General features: G+C 73.4%; 13 protein-coding genes. 11 read left to right on the top strand and 2 right to left on the bottom strand.

Going from position 1 to position 15,925, the window contains the following annotated elements:
- Positions 1–27 precede the first annotated feature (27 nt).
- The 9 genes from ACZ6TI_RS15220 to ACZ6TI_RS15180 all read left to right on the top strand — a co-directional run bounded on the left by ACZ6TI_RS15220 (position 28) and on the right by ACZ6TI_RS15180 (position 10,560).
- Complete coding sequence (locus ACZ6TI_RS15220) at positions 28–1,725, top strand: sensor histidine kinase (RefSeq protein ID WP_465345645.1); 1,698 nt, start codon at positions 28–30, stop codon at positions 1,723–1,725.
- Positions 1,722–2,345 carry a response regulator gene (locus tag ACZ6TI_RS15215; protein WP_465345644.1) on the top strand — a complete coding sequence of 208 codons (624 nt, stop codon included), beginning with the start codon at positions 1,722–1,724 and terminating at the stop codon, positions 2,343–2,345. The genes ACZ6TI_RS15220 and ACZ6TI_RS15215 overlap by 4 nt, the downstream gene beginning before the upstream one ends.
- Before the next feature lie 40 nt (positions 2,346–2,385).
- Positions 2,386–3,159, top strand: coding sequence for an alpha/beta fold hydrolase (locus tag ACZ6TI_RS15210; protein WP_465345643.1), 774 nt, complete (start codon positions 2,386–2,388; stop codon positions 3,157–3,159).
- Between the two features lie 31 nt (positions 3,160–3,190).
- Positions 3,191–4,510: a carbohydrate-binding protein gene (locus ACZ6TI_RS15205; protein WP_465345642.1), complete on the top strand. Its 1,320-nt coding sequence runs from the start codon at positions 3,191–3,193 to the stop codon at positions 4,508–4,510.
- A 10-nt stretch (positions 4,511–4,520) separates the two neighbouring features.
- Positions 4,521–6,365: a CehA/McbA family metallohydrolase gene (locus tag ACZ6TI_RS15200; RefSeq protein ID WP_465345641.1), complete on the top strand. Its 1,845-nt coding sequence runs from the start codon at positions 4,521–4,523 to the stop codon at positions 6,363–6,365.
- Positions 6,366–6,392: 27 nt separating this feature from the next.
- On the top strand, positions 6,393–8,219 hold the full coding sequence (locus tag ACZ6TI_RS15195) for a glycoside hydrolase family 76 protein (RefSeq protein WP_465345640.1): 1,827 nt from the start codon (positions 6,393–6,395) through the stop codon (positions 8,217–8,219).
- 82 nt (positions 8,220–8,301) lie between these two features.
- Positions 8,302–9,387 carry an LLM class flavin-dependent oxidoreductase gene (locus ACZ6TI_RS15190; RefSeq protein ID WP_465345639.1) on the top strand — a complete coding sequence of 362 codons (1,086 nt, stop codon included), beginning with the start codon at positions 8,302–8,304 and terminating at the stop codon, positions 9,385–9,387.
- A complete protein-coding gene (locus tag ACZ6TI_RS15185) occupies positions 9,384–9,962 on the top strand; it encodes an FMN reductase (protein ID WP_465345638.1) in 579 nt (192 codons plus the stop codon). The genes ACZ6TI_RS15190 and ACZ6TI_RS15185 overlap by 4 nt, the downstream gene beginning before the upstream one ends.
- Before the next feature lie 28 nt (positions 9,963–9,990).
- Positions 9,991–10,560, top strand: coding sequence for a histidine phosphatase family protein (locus tag ACZ6TI_RS15180; protein ID WP_465345637.1), 570 nt, complete (start codon positions 9,991–9,993; stop codon positions 10,558–10,560).
- On the opposite strand, the gene ACZ6TI_RS15175 is transcribed toward ACZ6TI_RS15180, so the two are convergent.
- Positions 10,557–11,444 (bottom strand): SDR family oxidoreductase, encoded by an 888-nt coding sequence (locus ACZ6TI_RS15175; protein ID WP_465345636.1) that lies wholly within the window; start codon positions 11,442–11,444, stop codon positions 10,557–10,559. The genes ACZ6TI_RS15180 and ACZ6TI_RS15175 overlap by 4 nt on opposite strands.
- 92 nt (positions 11,445–11,536) lie before the next feature.
- Here ACZ6TI_RS15175 and ACZ6TI_RS15170 point away from each other — a divergent pair, with 92 nt between their 5' ends.
- Positions 11,537–12,421 (top strand): LysR family transcriptional regulator, encoded by an 885-nt coding sequence (locus tag ACZ6TI_RS15170; RefSeq protein ID WP_465345635.1) that lies wholly within the window; start codon positions 11,537–11,539, stop codon positions 12,419–12,421.
- Here the strand turns inward: ACZ6TI_RS15170 and ACZ6TI_RS15165 are convergent.
- On the bottom strand, positions 12,396–14,822 hold the full coding sequence (locus ACZ6TI_RS15165) for a beta-glucosidase (protein ID WP_465345634.1): 2,427 nt from the start codon (positions 14,820–14,822) through the stop codon (positions 12,396–12,398). The genes ACZ6TI_RS15170 and ACZ6TI_RS15165 overlap by 26 nt on opposite strands.
- Before the next feature lie 94 nt (positions 14,823–14,916).
- Here ACZ6TI_RS15165 and ACZ6TI_RS15160 point away from each other — a divergent pair, with 94 nt between their 5' ends.
- On the top strand, positions 14,917–15,909 hold the full coding sequence (locus ACZ6TI_RS15160; RefSeq protein ID WP_465345633.1) for a LacI family DNA-binding transcriptional regulator: 993 nt from the start codon (positions 14,917–14,919) through the stop codon (positions 15,907–15,909).
- The last annotated feature ends 16 nt before the right edge of the window (positions 15,910–15,925 follow it).

Below are 15,925 nucleotides of genomic sequence, written 5' to 3'. Positions count from 1 at the left end.
GCGGGCCCCAGGCCGCAGTATGTACCCGTGAGCAACTCGATGGCCGCCCGTGGCCTGTCGCGGGGCGTCGTGGTCGCCGCGCTGGCCACCGGGGCCGGGGTGACGCCGGGCCTGCTCGGGTTCACCCAGAACGCGGTGCCGGCCGCCGCCGTGCACGCCTTCGGTTGGCCGGCCTTCGGCGTCGCGGCGGCCCTGCTGCTGGACCGGGACCCGCGGTCGCGGCTCGGCCGGTCGCTCGCGGTGCTGGCGGTCGTCCCGGCCGTGGTCTCGATCCTGGCCGTCGTGGTGCTGCGCGACCGGGCCGGCTGGCCGGCGCTGGAACGCTGGTGGGAGTGGCTGGGCGTCGCGCCGGTCCTGGCCGCGCTGGCGGTGATCGCCTGGGGCGTCGACCGGGCCGCCGACCGGATGGCCCGGCGCCGCCTGGTCTGGCTGGTGGTGTTCGCCGCCGTGCTGACCGGCACGATCGCGGTGACCGTGGTGGTCGCCGGCCCGCGGGTGACCGCCGTGGTGACCACGCTCGGCCTGTGGGCGATGGCCGCGGTGGTCTGCCGGCTGGAGACGATTCGCGAGCTGCGCCCGGTCGACGAGCCGCTGCTCGACGTCGCGATCGCCGCCGCCACGATCGCCTGCGGGGCGGCGGTGGGCACGGTGATCCGGGTCGCCGCCGCCCGTGCGGGCGTACCGGGACCGGACCTGTCCGGGGCGTTCGCCGCCGTGGTCACCGCCGGCGTGGTCCTCCCGGCGGCGCTGTGGGTCCGCCGGTCGTTCCTGCAGCGCCGCTACGGGCGCGGGACCCTCTCCGCCGCTGACGTCGCCCAGATCACCTCCGGCCTGCACACCCTGACCGACGCCCGCGAGCTGCTCGGAAAGGCCGCCGCGATGGTCGCCGCGGCGAGCGGGCACCGGCAGGTCGGCCTGGTGCTCGGTCCGGACGCGCCGGACGTGCCCCGGCACTGGGAGGTGTGCCCGCTGGTGATCGGCGGGGACCGGGTCGGCACCATGACGCTCGAGCCCGCCCATCCGGAGGGCCCCGAGCCGCGGCAGCAGCGGATCGTCGCGCAGTTGCTGCCCACCGTGTCGCTGATGGCCAGGGCGGTCGGGCTCGCCGTCGAGGCCGACCACGCCCGCCGGGACGTGGCCCGTCAGCGGGACGCCGAGCGCGCCCGCATCCTCGGCGACCTGCACGACGGGCTCGGCCCGGTGCTGGTCGGCATGAGCCTGCGGGTGCGCGCCGAGCTGACCCGGGAGCCGACGCCGGTGCTCGCGACGCTGGCCACCGACCTGGCCGCCTGCCGCAGCGACCTGCGCCGCATCGTCGCCGGCCTCACCCCGTCCGGCCTGGAGGACGGCGACCTGGCCGCCGCGCTGCGCCGGCTCGTCGGATCGTTCGCCGGTCACGGCCCGGCCGTCGTGCTGGACGTCAGCCTGGACGGCGACCTGCCCGTGGAGATCGCGGTGGCGGTCTACCGGTCGGTCGCCGAGGGCGTCACCAACGCCCTGCGGCACGCCGGCGCCGGGCGGGTCACGGTGTCCGTGCGCGGCGTCGGCGGGACCGTGGCGGTGGACGTGGGCGACGACGGCGCCGGTGGCCCGATCGTCTGGGGCGTCGGCCTGTCCTCGCTGCGGCGGCGGGCGCACGAGCTGGGTGGGCAGGTCACCGTGGCCGCGCAGGCGACCGGCACCCGGTTGCGCGTGGAGCTGCCGGCGCGGGCGGTGACGACGTGATCCGGGTGCTGGTGGTCGACGACCATCCGATCGTGCTCGGCGGGCTGACCGCGCTCGTCGGATCCGACCCGGAGCTGGAGCTCGTCGCCGCGGCGCGCTCGGCCACCGAGGCGCTCGCGGTGTCCGCCGAGCCGGCCGTCGCCCTGCTGGACCTCAACCTGCCGGACGGCGACGGCATCGGGCTGGGCGCCGAGCTCAAGCGGCGCTGGCCGCGGCTGCGGGTCGTCGTCTTCACCATGCACGCCGACGACCAGTTCGTGATCCGCAGCCTCGGCTCCGGCCTGGACGGCTACCTCCTCAAGGACTCCGATCCGGAGGACGTGCTGGCCGCGATCCATGCCGCCGCCCGCGGCAGCCTGGTGATCGGCCGGGGCGCGCAGCACGCGGTCGTGGCCGCGGCGGCCGCCGCACCGCAGCCCGGCGCGCTCGCCGCACTGGACTCGCGGGACCTGGAGATCCTCGAGCTCCTCGCCCAGGGCCTGCCCACCTCGCAGGTCGCCGCGCGCCTGTTCCTCGCACCGAAGACCATCCGCAACCGGGTCTCGGACATGCTGGGCAAGCTCGGCGTCGCCACCCGCGAGGAGGCGATCGCGGTGCTGCGCGCCGGCGGTCCGCGGTGACCATCCGTCCTCACCGCGGGTCCTCGTTCGTCCTGAGGGCATGACTGAGATGAGCATGGCGAGGACCACGTCCGCCGACGGCACCACGATCGCCTATCGGAAGGCGGGCCGCGGGCCGGCCGTGGTGTTCGTCGGGGGAGCGTTCAACGATCACTCGCGCTTCGATTCGCTGGCCGCCGAGCTCGCCCGGGACTGCACCGTGGTCGCCTATGACCGGCGGGGGCGGGGGGCGAGCGGTGACGCGCCCGCGTACACGATCGGCCGGGAGATCGAGGATCTCGCGGCCGTGATCGGCGTCGCGGGCCGAGGGGCCGCGGTCTTCGGTTTCTCGTCGGGCGCGATGCTCGCGCTGCACGCGGCGACCACGATCAAGATCAACCACCTTTTCCTGTACGAGGCGCCGTTCGGCCGCGCACAGCCGGGCCTGGCCGCACGCCAGCAGGCGCTGATCGACGACGGCCGCCCGGGCGACGCGGTGGCTCTCTTCCAGGCCGAGGGGATCGGGCTGCCGGCGCCGGTCATCGAGCAGATCCGGCGCTCGCCGATGTGGCCCGGCCTGGTGTCGATGGCGCAGAGCACGGTCTACGACGCGATCCTGACCACCGAACTCGCCGTGCCCACGCCGGCGATGGCGGCGGTGACCGTGCCGACGCTGGTGATGATCGGGGCGGACACCTGGCCGGCGCTGCGGGCGGGCGCGGCGATGATCCCGATCGGCCGGCACGTCGAGGTGCCGGGCGGCGGCAACCACGACCTGCCCACCGCGGAGACGGCCGCCCTGATTCGCGACGCTCTATCTGTAAAGAACCCTTGATATTTACCGTGGTGAGTATCACGATGACGCTATGCGACGTCGATGGATGGTCCTGCTGCTGGCCGCGACGATGACGGTGGCCGTGTCCGCCGGCTCCGTCGCGGCGGGCCCGGCTTCGGCCGCGGTGGCCTGCACCGCGCCGGCCTGGGCGGAAGGCAACACCTATCAGCTCGGCGCTCTGGTGACCTACCGGAGCCGGCAGTACCAGGCGCTGGTCGGGCACACCGCCTGGCCGGGCGCCGGCTGGAACCCGGCCTCGACCCCGTCGCTGTGGCGCGACCTGGGCGCGTGCGAAGGCGGCACGACACCGCCGCCCAGCGACCCGCCACCCTCGGATCCGCCGCCGAGCGACCCGCCGCCCACCGACCCGCCGCCGACCGACCCGCCGCCCGGCGGGACCTGTGCGCTCAAGGGCAAGCCGGCCGGCAAGGTGCTGCAGGGCTACTGGGAGAACTGGGACGGCGCCTCGAACGGCGTGCACCCGGGCCTGGGCTGGATCCCGATCACCGACGCGCGGCTCAAGCAGCACGGCTACAACGTGCTCAACGCGGCTTTCCCGGTGATCCTTTCCGACGGCACGGTGCTCTGGCAGGACGGCATGGACTCCGGCGTCAAGGTGGCCACCCCGGCCGAGATGTGCGCGGCCAAGGCGGCCGGCGCCACCATCCTGATGTCGATCGGCGGGGCCACCGCGGGCATCGACCTCAGCTCGTCCGTCGTCGCCGACCGGTTCGTCGCGACCATCGTGCCGATCCTGCGGCGCTACAACTTCGACGGTATCGACATCGACATCGAGACCGGGCTGACCGGCAGCGGCAACATCACTGTGCTGTCCGCGTCGCAGGCCAACCTGATCCGGATCATCGACGGGGTGCTGGCCGCGATGCCGTCCGGCTTCGGTCTGACGATGGCGCCGGAGACGGCGTACGTGACCGGCGGCAGTGTGGTCTACGGCTCGATCTGGGGCGCCTACCTGCCGATCATCAAGAAGTACGCGGACAACGGCCGGCTGTGGTGGCTCAATCAGCAGTACTACAACGGCTCGATGTACGGCTGTTCCGGCGACTCTTATCCGGCGGGCACCGAGCAGGGCTTCATCGTGCAGACCACGTGCCTGAACACCGGCCTGGTGATCCAGGGCGTCACCATCCGCGTCCCCTATGACAAGCAGGTGCCCGGCCTGCCGGCCCAGCCCGGCGCGGGTGGCGGCTACATGTCCACCGGCCAGGTCACCACGTCCTGGAACCACTTCAACGGCTCGCTCAAGGGCCTGATGACCTGGTCGGCGAACTGGGACGGCTCGCGCGGCTGGACCTTCGGCACCAACGTGAAGGGACTGCAGGGCCGATAGGTTGTCCGGCATGTGCTGTGATCACGACGCCGTGCTCGACCTGCCGCCCGCGGTCATCGAGATGCTCGCGCACTACCACGACCTGCGCCGCCGCAACGGCTGGGACTGGGGTGGCGACGCGCCGCCGTCCTGGCGCTGGGCCCGGTTCAGCCGGCTGGGCCCGGTGCTGGAACGCGGCGCGGAGACCGGCGACTGGGCCGGCGCGCTGCGCGAGGTGGTCGGCGACGACGTGCCGGCGGGCCTGGTCGTGGTCCGGGGCGGCGAGCATCGGGCGGGTCCGCCGCGGCTGCTGATCCCGGGGCGGACCGTGCCGATCGACGTGGTGACGGAGGACGACCTGGAGACGGTGGACGTGGCGGAGGCGCCCTTCCACGGCGCCGTACGGGAGTGCGCGGCGGCCACGCTGCGGCTGGTGTCGCCCACCTGCGCCCGCTGGTCGGTGGTGGACGAGACCGGTGGCGCCTGGTTCCCGGACGGCGTGCAGCCCAAGTGGGACGTGCACGATCGGCCGTACTTCCACGGGCACGACGTCACGCTCGAGGTGCCGGCGGCGGGGCTGACGATCACCTGCACTCGGGGGCTGGAGTTCGGCGTTCTCGCGTACCGGAGGGATCCGGCGCCGGGGGCGACCGAGACGATCGAGAGTGACCCGCCGCGGCTCTTCGATCCGGCCGCGGCCGGGTGGTACGGCGGTGACCTACACGTGCACCTCAACTACAGCGGCGACCTGGTGTGCGCGCCGGAGGACGCCGCCCGCATGCAGCGCGGCGAGGGCCTGCACCTGATGAACCTGGTGGCCGGCAACTTCTCCGGCACCCGCGTCTACGACCGTGAGCTGCTCGAGGCGACCGTCGGCACGGACCTGTGGCCGGGCGCCCGGATGGGCGTGGAATACCGCAACGACCTGCTCGGGCACGTGCACGCGCTGGGACCGACCGGCACCCCGGCGCGCTACCACGCCGGCCACGAGGGTTCGGACGCGCCGGACGACTGGCCGCCCAACGCGACCGCCTGCGCGGAGTTGCGTGAGCTCGGCGCCACCATCGGCTACGCGCACCCGGCCTGGGATGCGTTCCCGGACGACTGGTCGGCCGACCGGTTCTTCGGCACCCCGCGCTCGGTCGAGGCCCGCGAGCTGATCGCCGACGCCGCGCTCGGCCTGATCGACTCGGTCGACCTGCTCTCGCCCGCGGACAGCGAGGGCTCGGCCTTCCTCTATCACCGGCTGCTGTCCTGCGGCCTGCGGCTGGCCGCCACCGCCGGCACCGACGCGTTCCTGTCCTTCGCGCACGGCCCCGGCGCCTCCTCCAACCCGCCCGGCTGGGCCCGCGTCTATGCCCGGCTCGGCGCCGAGCCGCTGTCGGTGGCCGCGTTCCAGGACGCCGTCCGGGCCTGCCGCACCGTGGTCACCAACGGCCCGTGGCTCACGCTGACCGTGGACGGCGACGGCCCGGGCGCGGTGCTCGACCGCGCCGCCGGTGACCGGCTGGTCGTTGAGGTGACCTGCACGGACGACGCCTCGGTGACGCTGGTCGGGCCGGACGGCGAGCTTGCTGCGGGAGCCGGGCGGCACACGATCGACGTCGACCGGCCGCTGTGGATCGCCGCCGTGGCCCGGGGCGAGGGTGGCGGCCGGGTGCTCGACGAGACCGCGTTCGCGCACACCAGCCCGGTCTTCGTGGACGTCGCCGGGCGGCGGGCGATCCGCGAGCGCGATGTCCGCTGGTGCCTGGACTACCTCGAGCGGCTGCGGGCGTACGTCGCCGAGCACGGCCGCTTCTCCCACGATCACCAGCGCATTGACCTGGACACGGTGCTCGAACGGGCGCGAATCCGTTATCAAACCTTGCTGTAATCATCGACGGGGCTCACTATGTGAGGCATGGTCCGAGTTGCCGCGCTGCTCGCCACCGTCCTCTTCGGAACGTTTCTGCACGCCGCCCCGGCGGCGGCGGAGGAGCCCTTCTATCTGGTGCAGGCGACGGTTTGCTCGGTGCACTGCGACACCCGCGACCCGAGCCAGGCCCGGCAGGACACCTTCCCGGTGCCGGACCGCATCCAGAACGGCCGCCGCATCGCCCTGCACTACTCCGAGGCCGACGCGATGGCCTGGGCCAGCATCGACAACGGCACCGCCGGCAACGCGGTCTGGCTGGACCGCAGCTGGGACGGCGGGCCGACCTGGGAGCCGCTGCTCGGCCGGGCCACCATCCCGGGCTCCTGGACCGGCACCCGGACGCTGATGTACAACCTGGCCGACCCGGTCGCCCACCGCCGCGGCATGGTCCGGGCCTGCGGTGACGCCGGCGGCGTGCAGTGCACCGACTGGGTGCGGGTCCGAGCCTGTGACGTCGGCTGCGACGGCGAGACCACGCCGGTCGGCGACCGTCAGCCGGTCGGGCCGACCACGCTCGCCGGGCGCACCATCGCGCTGCACCTGGACGACCGCGGCATGGCCTGGGCCACCATCGCGAACGGCGCCCAGGGCGACGAGATCTGGCTGGACCGCAGCTGGGACGAGGGCGCGAGCTGGCCCGCCGGCTCCTCGCTGGGACGCACCAGCACCCCGGCCGGGGCCACCGGCGCCCGCACGGTGCTCTACGCCTCCCGCGACCCGAAGTCATATCTCTACGGCGGCGCGCTGCGGGCCTGCGGGCGGGCCGTCTCCGGCAGCGCCGGCAGCTGCACGGCGTGGGCGCGGCCCGGGCACGACCGGGCGGCGGCCGCCGCGGACGCGCTGATGTTCTCCTACCGGCCGGACACCGCGTGGTGGCCGTCGAGCTGGTGGAACTCGGCGGTCGCGTTGACCACGCTGATGGACTGGATGAAGCGTACCGGGCGTACCGACTACCGCTGGGTGGTGGACAACACGTTCGAGCGGAACAGGGGCGTGTTCCCGGCCGGGGTGAAGAGCAGCGACCCGATCGAGGGCCACTTCATCAGCCGGGCGATCGACGACGTGGCCTGGTGGGGCATCGCCTGGCTGCAGGCGTACGACCTGACCGGCGACCGGAAATACCTGGACGAGGCGGTGATCATCGCCAACTACGTGCACCAGTACTGGGACACCTCGACGTGCGGTGGCGGCGTGTGGTGGGACCGGGAGCGCACGTACAAGAACGCGGTCACCATCGGGCTCTACATCCGGCTCACCGCGGTGCTGCACAACCGGCTGCCCGGCGACACGACCTGGCTCAACCGGGCGGTCACCGGCTGGAACTGGTTCGCCCGCAGCGGACTGGTGAACTCGTCCGGGCTGGTCAACGACGGGTTGAACGGCAACTGCCAGAACAACGGGCAGACCGTCTACACGTACAACCAGGGGCTGGCGATCGGCGCGGCCGTCGAGGTCTGGCGGGCCACCGGGAACGCCGGGGTGCTCAACTCCGGCCGGATGCTGGCCGACGCCGCGATCGCCTCGCCGGTGCTGACCAAGAACGGCGTGCTCACCGAGTCGTGTGATGCGCCGGACCGCACCTGTGACGACAACGGCAAGCAGTTCAAGGGCATCTTCATGCGCTACCTGAGCGACCTGTCGACGGTCACCGGGAGCTATCGCGGCTACATCACCGCGCAGGGCGACGTGATCTGGGGGAGCAGCCGGGACTCGTTCAACCGGGTCGGGCAGAAGTGGGCCGGCGGCAACCCGAACCCGCGGGACTGGCGCACGCAGGCCAGTGGCCTGGGGGCCTTCATCGCCGGTATCTGACTATGAAATAATTGACGCGTCAAAGAAGTTGTGCGGGTAGTCCGGGACGATCGGTCCCGCCGCTGAGACTCAGGAGCGCGTCATGCAGTTCGGGATCTTCACCGTCGGCGACGTAACACCCGACCCCACGAACGGGCGGACGCCGACTGAGCACGAGCGCATCACCGCGATGGTCACCATCGCCAAGAAGGCCGAAGAGGTCGGCCTGGACGTGTTCGCGACCGGTGAGCACCACAACGAGCCGTTCGTCCCGTCCTCGCCCACCACCATGCTCGGCTTCATCGCCGCCCAGACCGAGAAGCTGCTGCTCAGCACGTCGACCACGCTGATCACCACCAACGACCCGGTGAAGATCGCCGAGGACTACGCGATGCTGCAGCACCTCTCCGGCGGTCGGGTCGACCTGATGATGGGCCGCGGCAACACCGGCCCGGTCTACCCGTGGTTCGGCAAGGACATCCGGGCCGGCATCCCGCTCGCCATCGAGAACTACGCGCTGCTGCACCGGCTGTGGCGCGAGCACACCGTCGACTGGTCCGGGAAGTTCCGCACGCCGCTGCAGTCGTTCACCTCCACCCCGCGCCCGCTGGACGACCTCCCGCCGTTCGTCTGGCACGGCTCGATCCGCAGCCCGGAGATCGCCGAGCAGGCCGCCTACTACGGCGACGGCTTCTTCGCGAACCACATCTTCTGGCCCGCGTCGCACACCCAGCGCATGGTCGCCCTCTATCGCGAGCGGTTCGCGCACTACGGCCACGGCGACCCCGACCAGGCCATCGTCGGACTCGGCGGCCAGGTGTTCATGCGGAAGAACTCGCAGGACGCGGTCAACGAGTTCCGGCCCTACTTCGACAACGCCCCGGTCTACGGCCACGGGCCGGCGATGGAGGACTTCACCCGCGAGACGCCGCTGACCGTCGGCAGCCCGCAGCAGGTCATCGACCGCACCCTGGGCTTCCGCGAGTACGTCGGCGACTACCAGCGCCAGCTCTTCCTGCTGGACCACGCCGGCCTGCCGCTGAAGACCGTGCTCGAGCAGCTCGACCTGCTCGGCGAAGAGGTCGTCCCGGTGCTGCGCAAGGAGTTCGCGGCGCTCAAGCCCGCGCACGTGCCGGATGCGCCGACTCACGCTTCGCTGCTCAGGAAGCGCCAGCAGGTGTCCGCATGAGGAAGCTCGTCGTCGTCACCGCCGGGCTGAGCAAGCCGTCGTCGACCCGCCTGCTGGCGGACCGGCTGGCGACGGCGGTCTCGGCCCAGGGCGGTTTCGAAACTCAGGTGATCGAGCTGCGCGACCTCGCCCACGAGATCACCGACCACCTGCTCACCGGGTTCGCGCCGGCCGCCCTGTCCGACGCCTTGGACGCGGTGGCCGGCGCGGACGGGCTGATCGTGGTCACCCCGATCTTCACCGGGTCGTACAGCGGGCTGTTCAAGTCGTTCTTCGACGTGCTCGACAAGGACGCCCTGACCGACAAGCCGGTGCTGCTCGCCGCCACCGGCGGCACCGCGCGGCACTCGCTGGCGCTGGAGCACGGGCTGCGACCGCTGTTCGCCTATCTGCGCGCGGCGACCGTGCCGACGTCGGTCTACGCGGCCACCGCCGACTTCGCCGACGCCGGTTTGCGCGGCCGGATCGACCGGGCCGCCGACGAGCTGGCCCGGGAGATCGGCCGCCGCCCGCCGGCCACGGTCGCCGATCCGTTCGCTCTCACCACGTCGTTCGAGGATCTACTCTCCGGGTAGGCATCGACGCCGAGGAGAGGGGCCCGTCGTGGGAGAGATCGTGCTCATCCGGCACGGACAGACCGAGTGGAGCGCGAACGGCCGGCACACCTCGTACACCGATCTGGACCTGACGCGGACCGGCGAGGACCAGGCCCGCGCGGTCGGCGCCAAACTGCGCGGGCGCGAGTTCGTGGCGGTGCTGTCCAGCCCGCGCAAGCGGGCCCTGCGCACCGCCGAGCTCGCCGGGATCTCCATCACCGAGACCACCGAGGACCTCGCCGAGTGGAACTACGGCGACTACGAGGGCATCCGCACGAAGGAGATCCGCGAGACGCGCCCGGACTGGTCGCTGTGGACGGACGGCTGCCCCGGCGGCGAGTCTCCCGAGCAGGTCGGCGAAAGGCTGGACCGGGTGCTGGGGCGCGCCCGCCCGCTGCTCGCCGGCGGCGATGTGGCGCTGGTGGCGCACGGCCACTCGCTGCGCGTCTGCGGCGCCCGCTGGGTCGGCCTGCCCCCGCGGGACGGCAGGCTGCTCAAGCTGGACACCGCGACGCTCTCCGTGCTGGGTTTCGAGCACGAGGTCGACCCGGTGATCGACCGCTGGAACGCTCCCTAGATCGGGAAGTAGTGCCCGGCGTCCAGGTCTTCGATCAGGCCGGGCCGCACCGGCTCCCAGCCCAGCAGCTTCTGCGTCAGCACGCTGGACGCCGGGGTGTCCAGCCCGGCGAAGGTGGCCAGCCAGCCGAAGTGCGCGGGCGCGTCGTCCGGGCCGATCGAGGCGGCCGGCACGCCCAGGTGACGGCCGATCACCTCGGCCACATTCCGGGTCGGCACGCCCTCGTCGCCGATCGCGTGCAGCACCGAGCCGGCCGGCGCCGACTCCACGGCCAGCCGGTACAGCCGCGCGGCGTCCAGCCGGTGCACGGCCGCCCAGCGGTTCGACCCGTCGCCGACATAGGCGGCCACGGCCTTGTCGCGGTCGGCCGCGATCATCGCCGGGACGAAGCCGTGGTCGCCCTCGCCGTGCACGGACGGCGGCAGGCGCAGCACCGAGACGCGCACGCCGCGGTCCGCGAAGGCCAGCGCGAGCGGCCCGGACGCGGTCCGCGGGAAGTCTCCTTCGAAGCCGTCCTCCTCGGTGCCGACCCGGCCCGGCGCGAGCAGCGCGGTGCCGCCGGTGACCACGAACGGCCGGTCCGACCCGGTGAGGGTGTCGCCGATCGCGGTGATCGCGGCCCGGTCCAGCGCGGCGGTCGCCGCCATGTCCGAGAAGTCGTGCACGAACGCGCAGTGGATCACGCCGTCGGAGGCGGCCGCGCCGGTCCGCAGGCTGTCCGGGTCGGTCAGGTCGCCGCGGTGCACGTCCGCGCCGGCCGCGGTCAGCGCCGCCGCGGAGGCGTCCGAGCGGGCCAGGCCGATGACCTGGTGCCCGGCGCCGATGAGCTCTCGGGTGACGGCGGAGCCGATGAATCCGCTCGCCCCGGTCAGGAAGATTCGCATGCCTCCACCGTGCGGCCGGGGGGTGTCCGCCGTCCAAAGCCTGTTCCGCACCGCGCAATACGTTTCGGGCATCACCGCAGTATGTTTGCCGTGTGAGCGACCTTGATCTGCGGCTGGTGCGGTACTTCGTGGCGGTCGCCGAGCATCGGCACTTCGGCCGCGCGGCGGCGGCCCTGCACATCACCCAGCCGTCGCTGAGCCGGCAGATCCGGGCCCTCGAGCATCAGGTCGGCGCTCGGTTGCTGGACCGCACCCCGCGCGGCACGGATCTGACCGAGGCGGGCGAGGCGTTCCGGCCGCTGGCCGCCGCGCTGCTGCGTGACGCCGACCGGGCCGTGGCCACCGCCCGGGCCGCCGCCGAGCCCAGCCGGATCACCGTCGGCTACACCAACGTGCTGGTCACCGACGCGGTCCGCGAGCTGCGCCGGCTGCACCCGGACGCCGAGGTGCACACCCTGCACGTCCCGTACGACGAGCCGCGCACCGCCCTGCTCGACCGCCGGGTCGACGTGGTGGTCGGCCGGCTGCCGTTCGCCACCGACGACCTGGACGTGATCGTGCTCTACGACGAGCGGCGGATGCTGCTGGTGCGCGACGACCACCGCCTGGCCGGCAAGGAGTCGGTCGACATCGACGACATCGCCGACGAGCCGCTGCCCCGGCTCGCGCAGGACTCGGCCTGGAACGCGTTCTGGCGCGTCGATCCCCGGCCGGACGGCCGCCCGGCGCCGGGCGGCCCGGTGGTCGAGGCGATCGAGGACAAGTTCGAGGTGATCGCGGCCGGCGAGGCGGTGGCGATCATCCCGGATGTCGGCCGGCAACCGGGCGGCCGCCCCCGCCTGGTCACCATCCCGCTGACCGGCGTCGAGCCCAGCCACGTCGCGATGGCGACCAGAACCGGCGACCGCCGCCCCCTGGTCACCGCGGCCCGCAGGATCCTGCGGGCCTATCTCAAGCCACCGTCTTCCGCAGCGTGAGGGTGGCGCGGATGTCGCCCAGGCCGCGGGCCACCAGCAGCTCCCCGCCGGCCCCCAGCTGCGCCCAGGCGCCGGCCTCGGTGTCCCAGCGGCGCCACATGCGGGCGTCGGTCTCGACCACCACGCGGGCCGACTCGCCCGGGGCGACCGTGACGCCGGCCCATCCGGCCAGGCGGATCGGCTCGTCCAGCTCGGACGGGCGGAAGTAGACCTGCACGACCTCGCGGCTGGGCCGCTCGCCGGTGTTCCGCACGGTGACCACCACGCCGGGGGAGTGGTCGGTGGTGACCAGCCGGGCGTCGGTGTACTCCCAGGTCGCGTAGCCCAGGCCGTGGCCCAGCCAGAACTGCGGATCGGGCGCGCGGCCGGCGAAGTGCCCGCGATAGCCGATGAACGTGCCCTCGTCGTAGCGCAGCCGGCCCTCGCTCGGGCTCACCGACCAGGCCGGCGTCTTGCCGTCCTCGGTGGGGAACGAGGTGACCAGCCGGCCGGCCGGCTCGATGTCGCCGAGCAGCGCGGCCGCCACCGCGTGCCCGCCCTCCTGGCCGGGCAGCCCGGCCCAGATCACCGCGTCCACCCGGGCCAGCCACGGCATGATCACCGGGGTCGCCGCGTTGACCACCACGACCGTCTTGGCGGCCGCGCCGGCCACCGCCTCGACCAGCGCGTCCTGGGCGCCGGGCAGGTGCAGGGTGGCCTTGTCGACGGACTCGGTCTCCTGCTCCTCGGTGAGGCCGACGACCACGACCGCCACGTCGGCGGCGGCCGCGGCGCGCACCGCGTCGTCGATCACGTCCACGGTCTCGCGGGAGGCCGCGCGGGCGATCAGGCCGAACAGGCCGATGCCGGTGAACAGCTCGCCGGCCGGGCCGCTGCCGGCCCGCAACGTGACCGTGGCGTCGATGACGGCGCCCTCGGACACCTCGAGGATGTCGGTGTGGGTCGGCGGCGCCAGGATCTCCTCGCCCATGTTGGCGCCGGAGACGCTCAGCGCGTACCGCAGGGTGTGGTCGCCGACCTGGACCACCCAGTCGCCGACGCCCATGCCGCCCAGCTCGACCGGCCCGCCGGCGGTGATCCGGCCGCGCAGCCGGACGGTCGCCACCTGGGCCGGCAACTCGTCGTCCACCCCGACCATGCTGGTCGCATCGTCCTCGTGCCGGGTGTCGAGCTCGGCGCCGTCGGCGCCGAAGAGCGCGACCGCGATGCCCGCCGCGCCGGTGTCCGGGTCGGTGAGGAAGCCGCCGCGGGCCGGCACCGGCCGGGTCCGCACCTCGACCCCGTCCACCACGGTGACCCGGTCGCCGAGCCGCTCGGTCAGCCCCTCGGCCACGCTCACCTGATAGGGCGCCCGCACCTTGGCCGAGCCACCGCCCATGCACACCGTTTCGAGCGCGTGCCGGCCGATCAGCGCGACCGTGCCGCCCTCGGCCAGCGGCAGCGCCCCGTTCTCGTTCTGCAGCACCGTCATGCCCCGCGCGGCCAGCCGGGTGAGCTGCTCGCGCCGCTCGGCCGGCTCCGGATAGGTGCCGTAGGCGCGCTCCTCGCCGAGCACCCCGGTGCGCTGGGCCAGCAGCAACAGCCGGGCCAGGTGGTCGTCGATCACGGCCTCGTCGACCGAACCGTCCCGGACGGCCGCCACCAGCGCCTCGCCCCACGGACCGTGCGGGCCGGGCATCACCAGGTCGAGGCCGCCGTTCGCCGCCGGGGCCGCGGTCTTGGTCGCGAACCAGTCGGACATCAGCAGCCCGCGGTAACCCCACTCGCCCTTCACGATCTCGTTGTTCACGTGCTGCTGCTCGGTCGCGGCCTGCCCGTTGACGTCGTTGTACGCGGCCATCAGCGTCCACGCGTCGGCCTCGGCGATGGCGATCTCGAACGGCAGCAGATAAAGCTCGCGCAAGGTGGCCTCGTCGACGATGCTGTCCACCGTGTTGCGGTCGGTCTCCGACTCGTTGGCCACCAGGTGCTTGAGGCAGGCGGCCACCCCCTGGTCCTGCATGCCGCGCACGTAGGCCGCCGCGATCTTGCCGGTGAGCAGCGGATCCTCGGAATAGGCCTCGAACAGCCGGCCGCCGAGCGGGGTGCGGTGCAGGTTGATGGTCGGGCCGAGGACCACGTGGATCCGCTGGGCCTGGGCCTCCTCGGCGAGCAGCCGGCCCACCTCATGGGCGGTGTCGGCGCTCCACGCCGAGGACAGCAGGGTGGCGTTGGGCAGCAGGGACACCACCCGGCCACCGTGGAACTTCAGCCCGCGCACCCCGGTCGGGCCGTCCGACAGGCGCATCTCGCGCAGGCCGATGCCGGGCTCGGGGGCCAGCGTGAACATCGTCGCGCCGGTGAGCAGGGCGACCTTGGTGGGCAGGTCGAGAGACTTGATCAGCGCGTCGTGCTCGGACAAGGTGGCCTCCAAGCCGGTTAAACGTGTAAGTTGCCGCATGTCCGAACGTAAACGCGGGGCGGGCCGGGAGCAAGCCCTGCGGGGAGGGGCGTGCATGAGCCGGCGGGTGACGAGCGCCGACGTGGCCAAAATGGCCGGGGTGTCCCGGGCCACGGTCAGTTACGTGCTCAACGACACACCCCGTCAGACCATTTCTGCCGGTACGCGGGGACGTGTCCTTTCTGCCGCCGCCGCCCTGGGCTACGCGCCCTCCGCGGCCGCCCGCACCCTGCGCACCGGCCGCTCCGACGTGGTGCTCTGCCTGCTGCCCGACTGGCCGATCGGCGACGAGGTCGGCGCCCTGCTCAGTCACCTGTCCAGCGCGTTCGCCCGCCGCGGCCTGACCTTCGTGGTGCACCCGGCGAGCCGCGACGACCGCCCGATCTCGGACCTGTGGAAGGCGCTGACCCCGGCCGCCGTGCTGGCCTTCGGCGACTTCGCGGACCTGACCGAGGCGGAGCTGATCGCGATGCGCGCCGCCGGGGTGGCGCCGGTGGTGCCGCTGGCCGGCGGCCACCGCTCGGCCCGGCTCGACCCGGCCCAGCAGCTGGTCGGCCGGCTGCAGGCCGCGCACCTGGCCGGCCTCGGACACCGATCCCTGGGGTACGCCTACCCGGACGACGAACGCCTCCGGTTCTTCGCCGACCCCCGCCTCGAAGGCGCCCGCGCCGGCCTGCGCGCCCTGTCGCTGCCCGCCCCGCAGGTGCTGACCGTGCCGCTCGACCCGGCCCTGGCCGCCGCCGCGGTGTCCGCCTGGCGGTCGGCCGGGGTGACCGCGGTCTGCGCCTACAACGACGTCGTCGCGCTCGCCGTGCTGGCCGGGGTGCGCCGGCTCGGCCTGCGCGCGCCGGACGACCTGGCGGTGATCGGGGTCGACGACATCCCGGCCGCCCAGCTGGCCGATCCGCCGCTGACGACGGTGACCACCGACCAGGCCGCGGTCGCCGCGCACCTGGCCGGCACGGTGCTGGAGGCGATCATGGGTCGGTCGGTGCCGGGCGGCCCGCCGCTGGACGTGGTCCGCGTGGTCGGCCGCGCCTCGGTCTAACCCTCCAGTTGAGCTT

It is taken from the genome of Actinoplanes sp. NPDC051388 (assembly GCF_055586225.1).
Note: the sequence above shows the minus strand (reverse complement) of the source record. Positions and strands in the feature narration are given on the sequence as shown.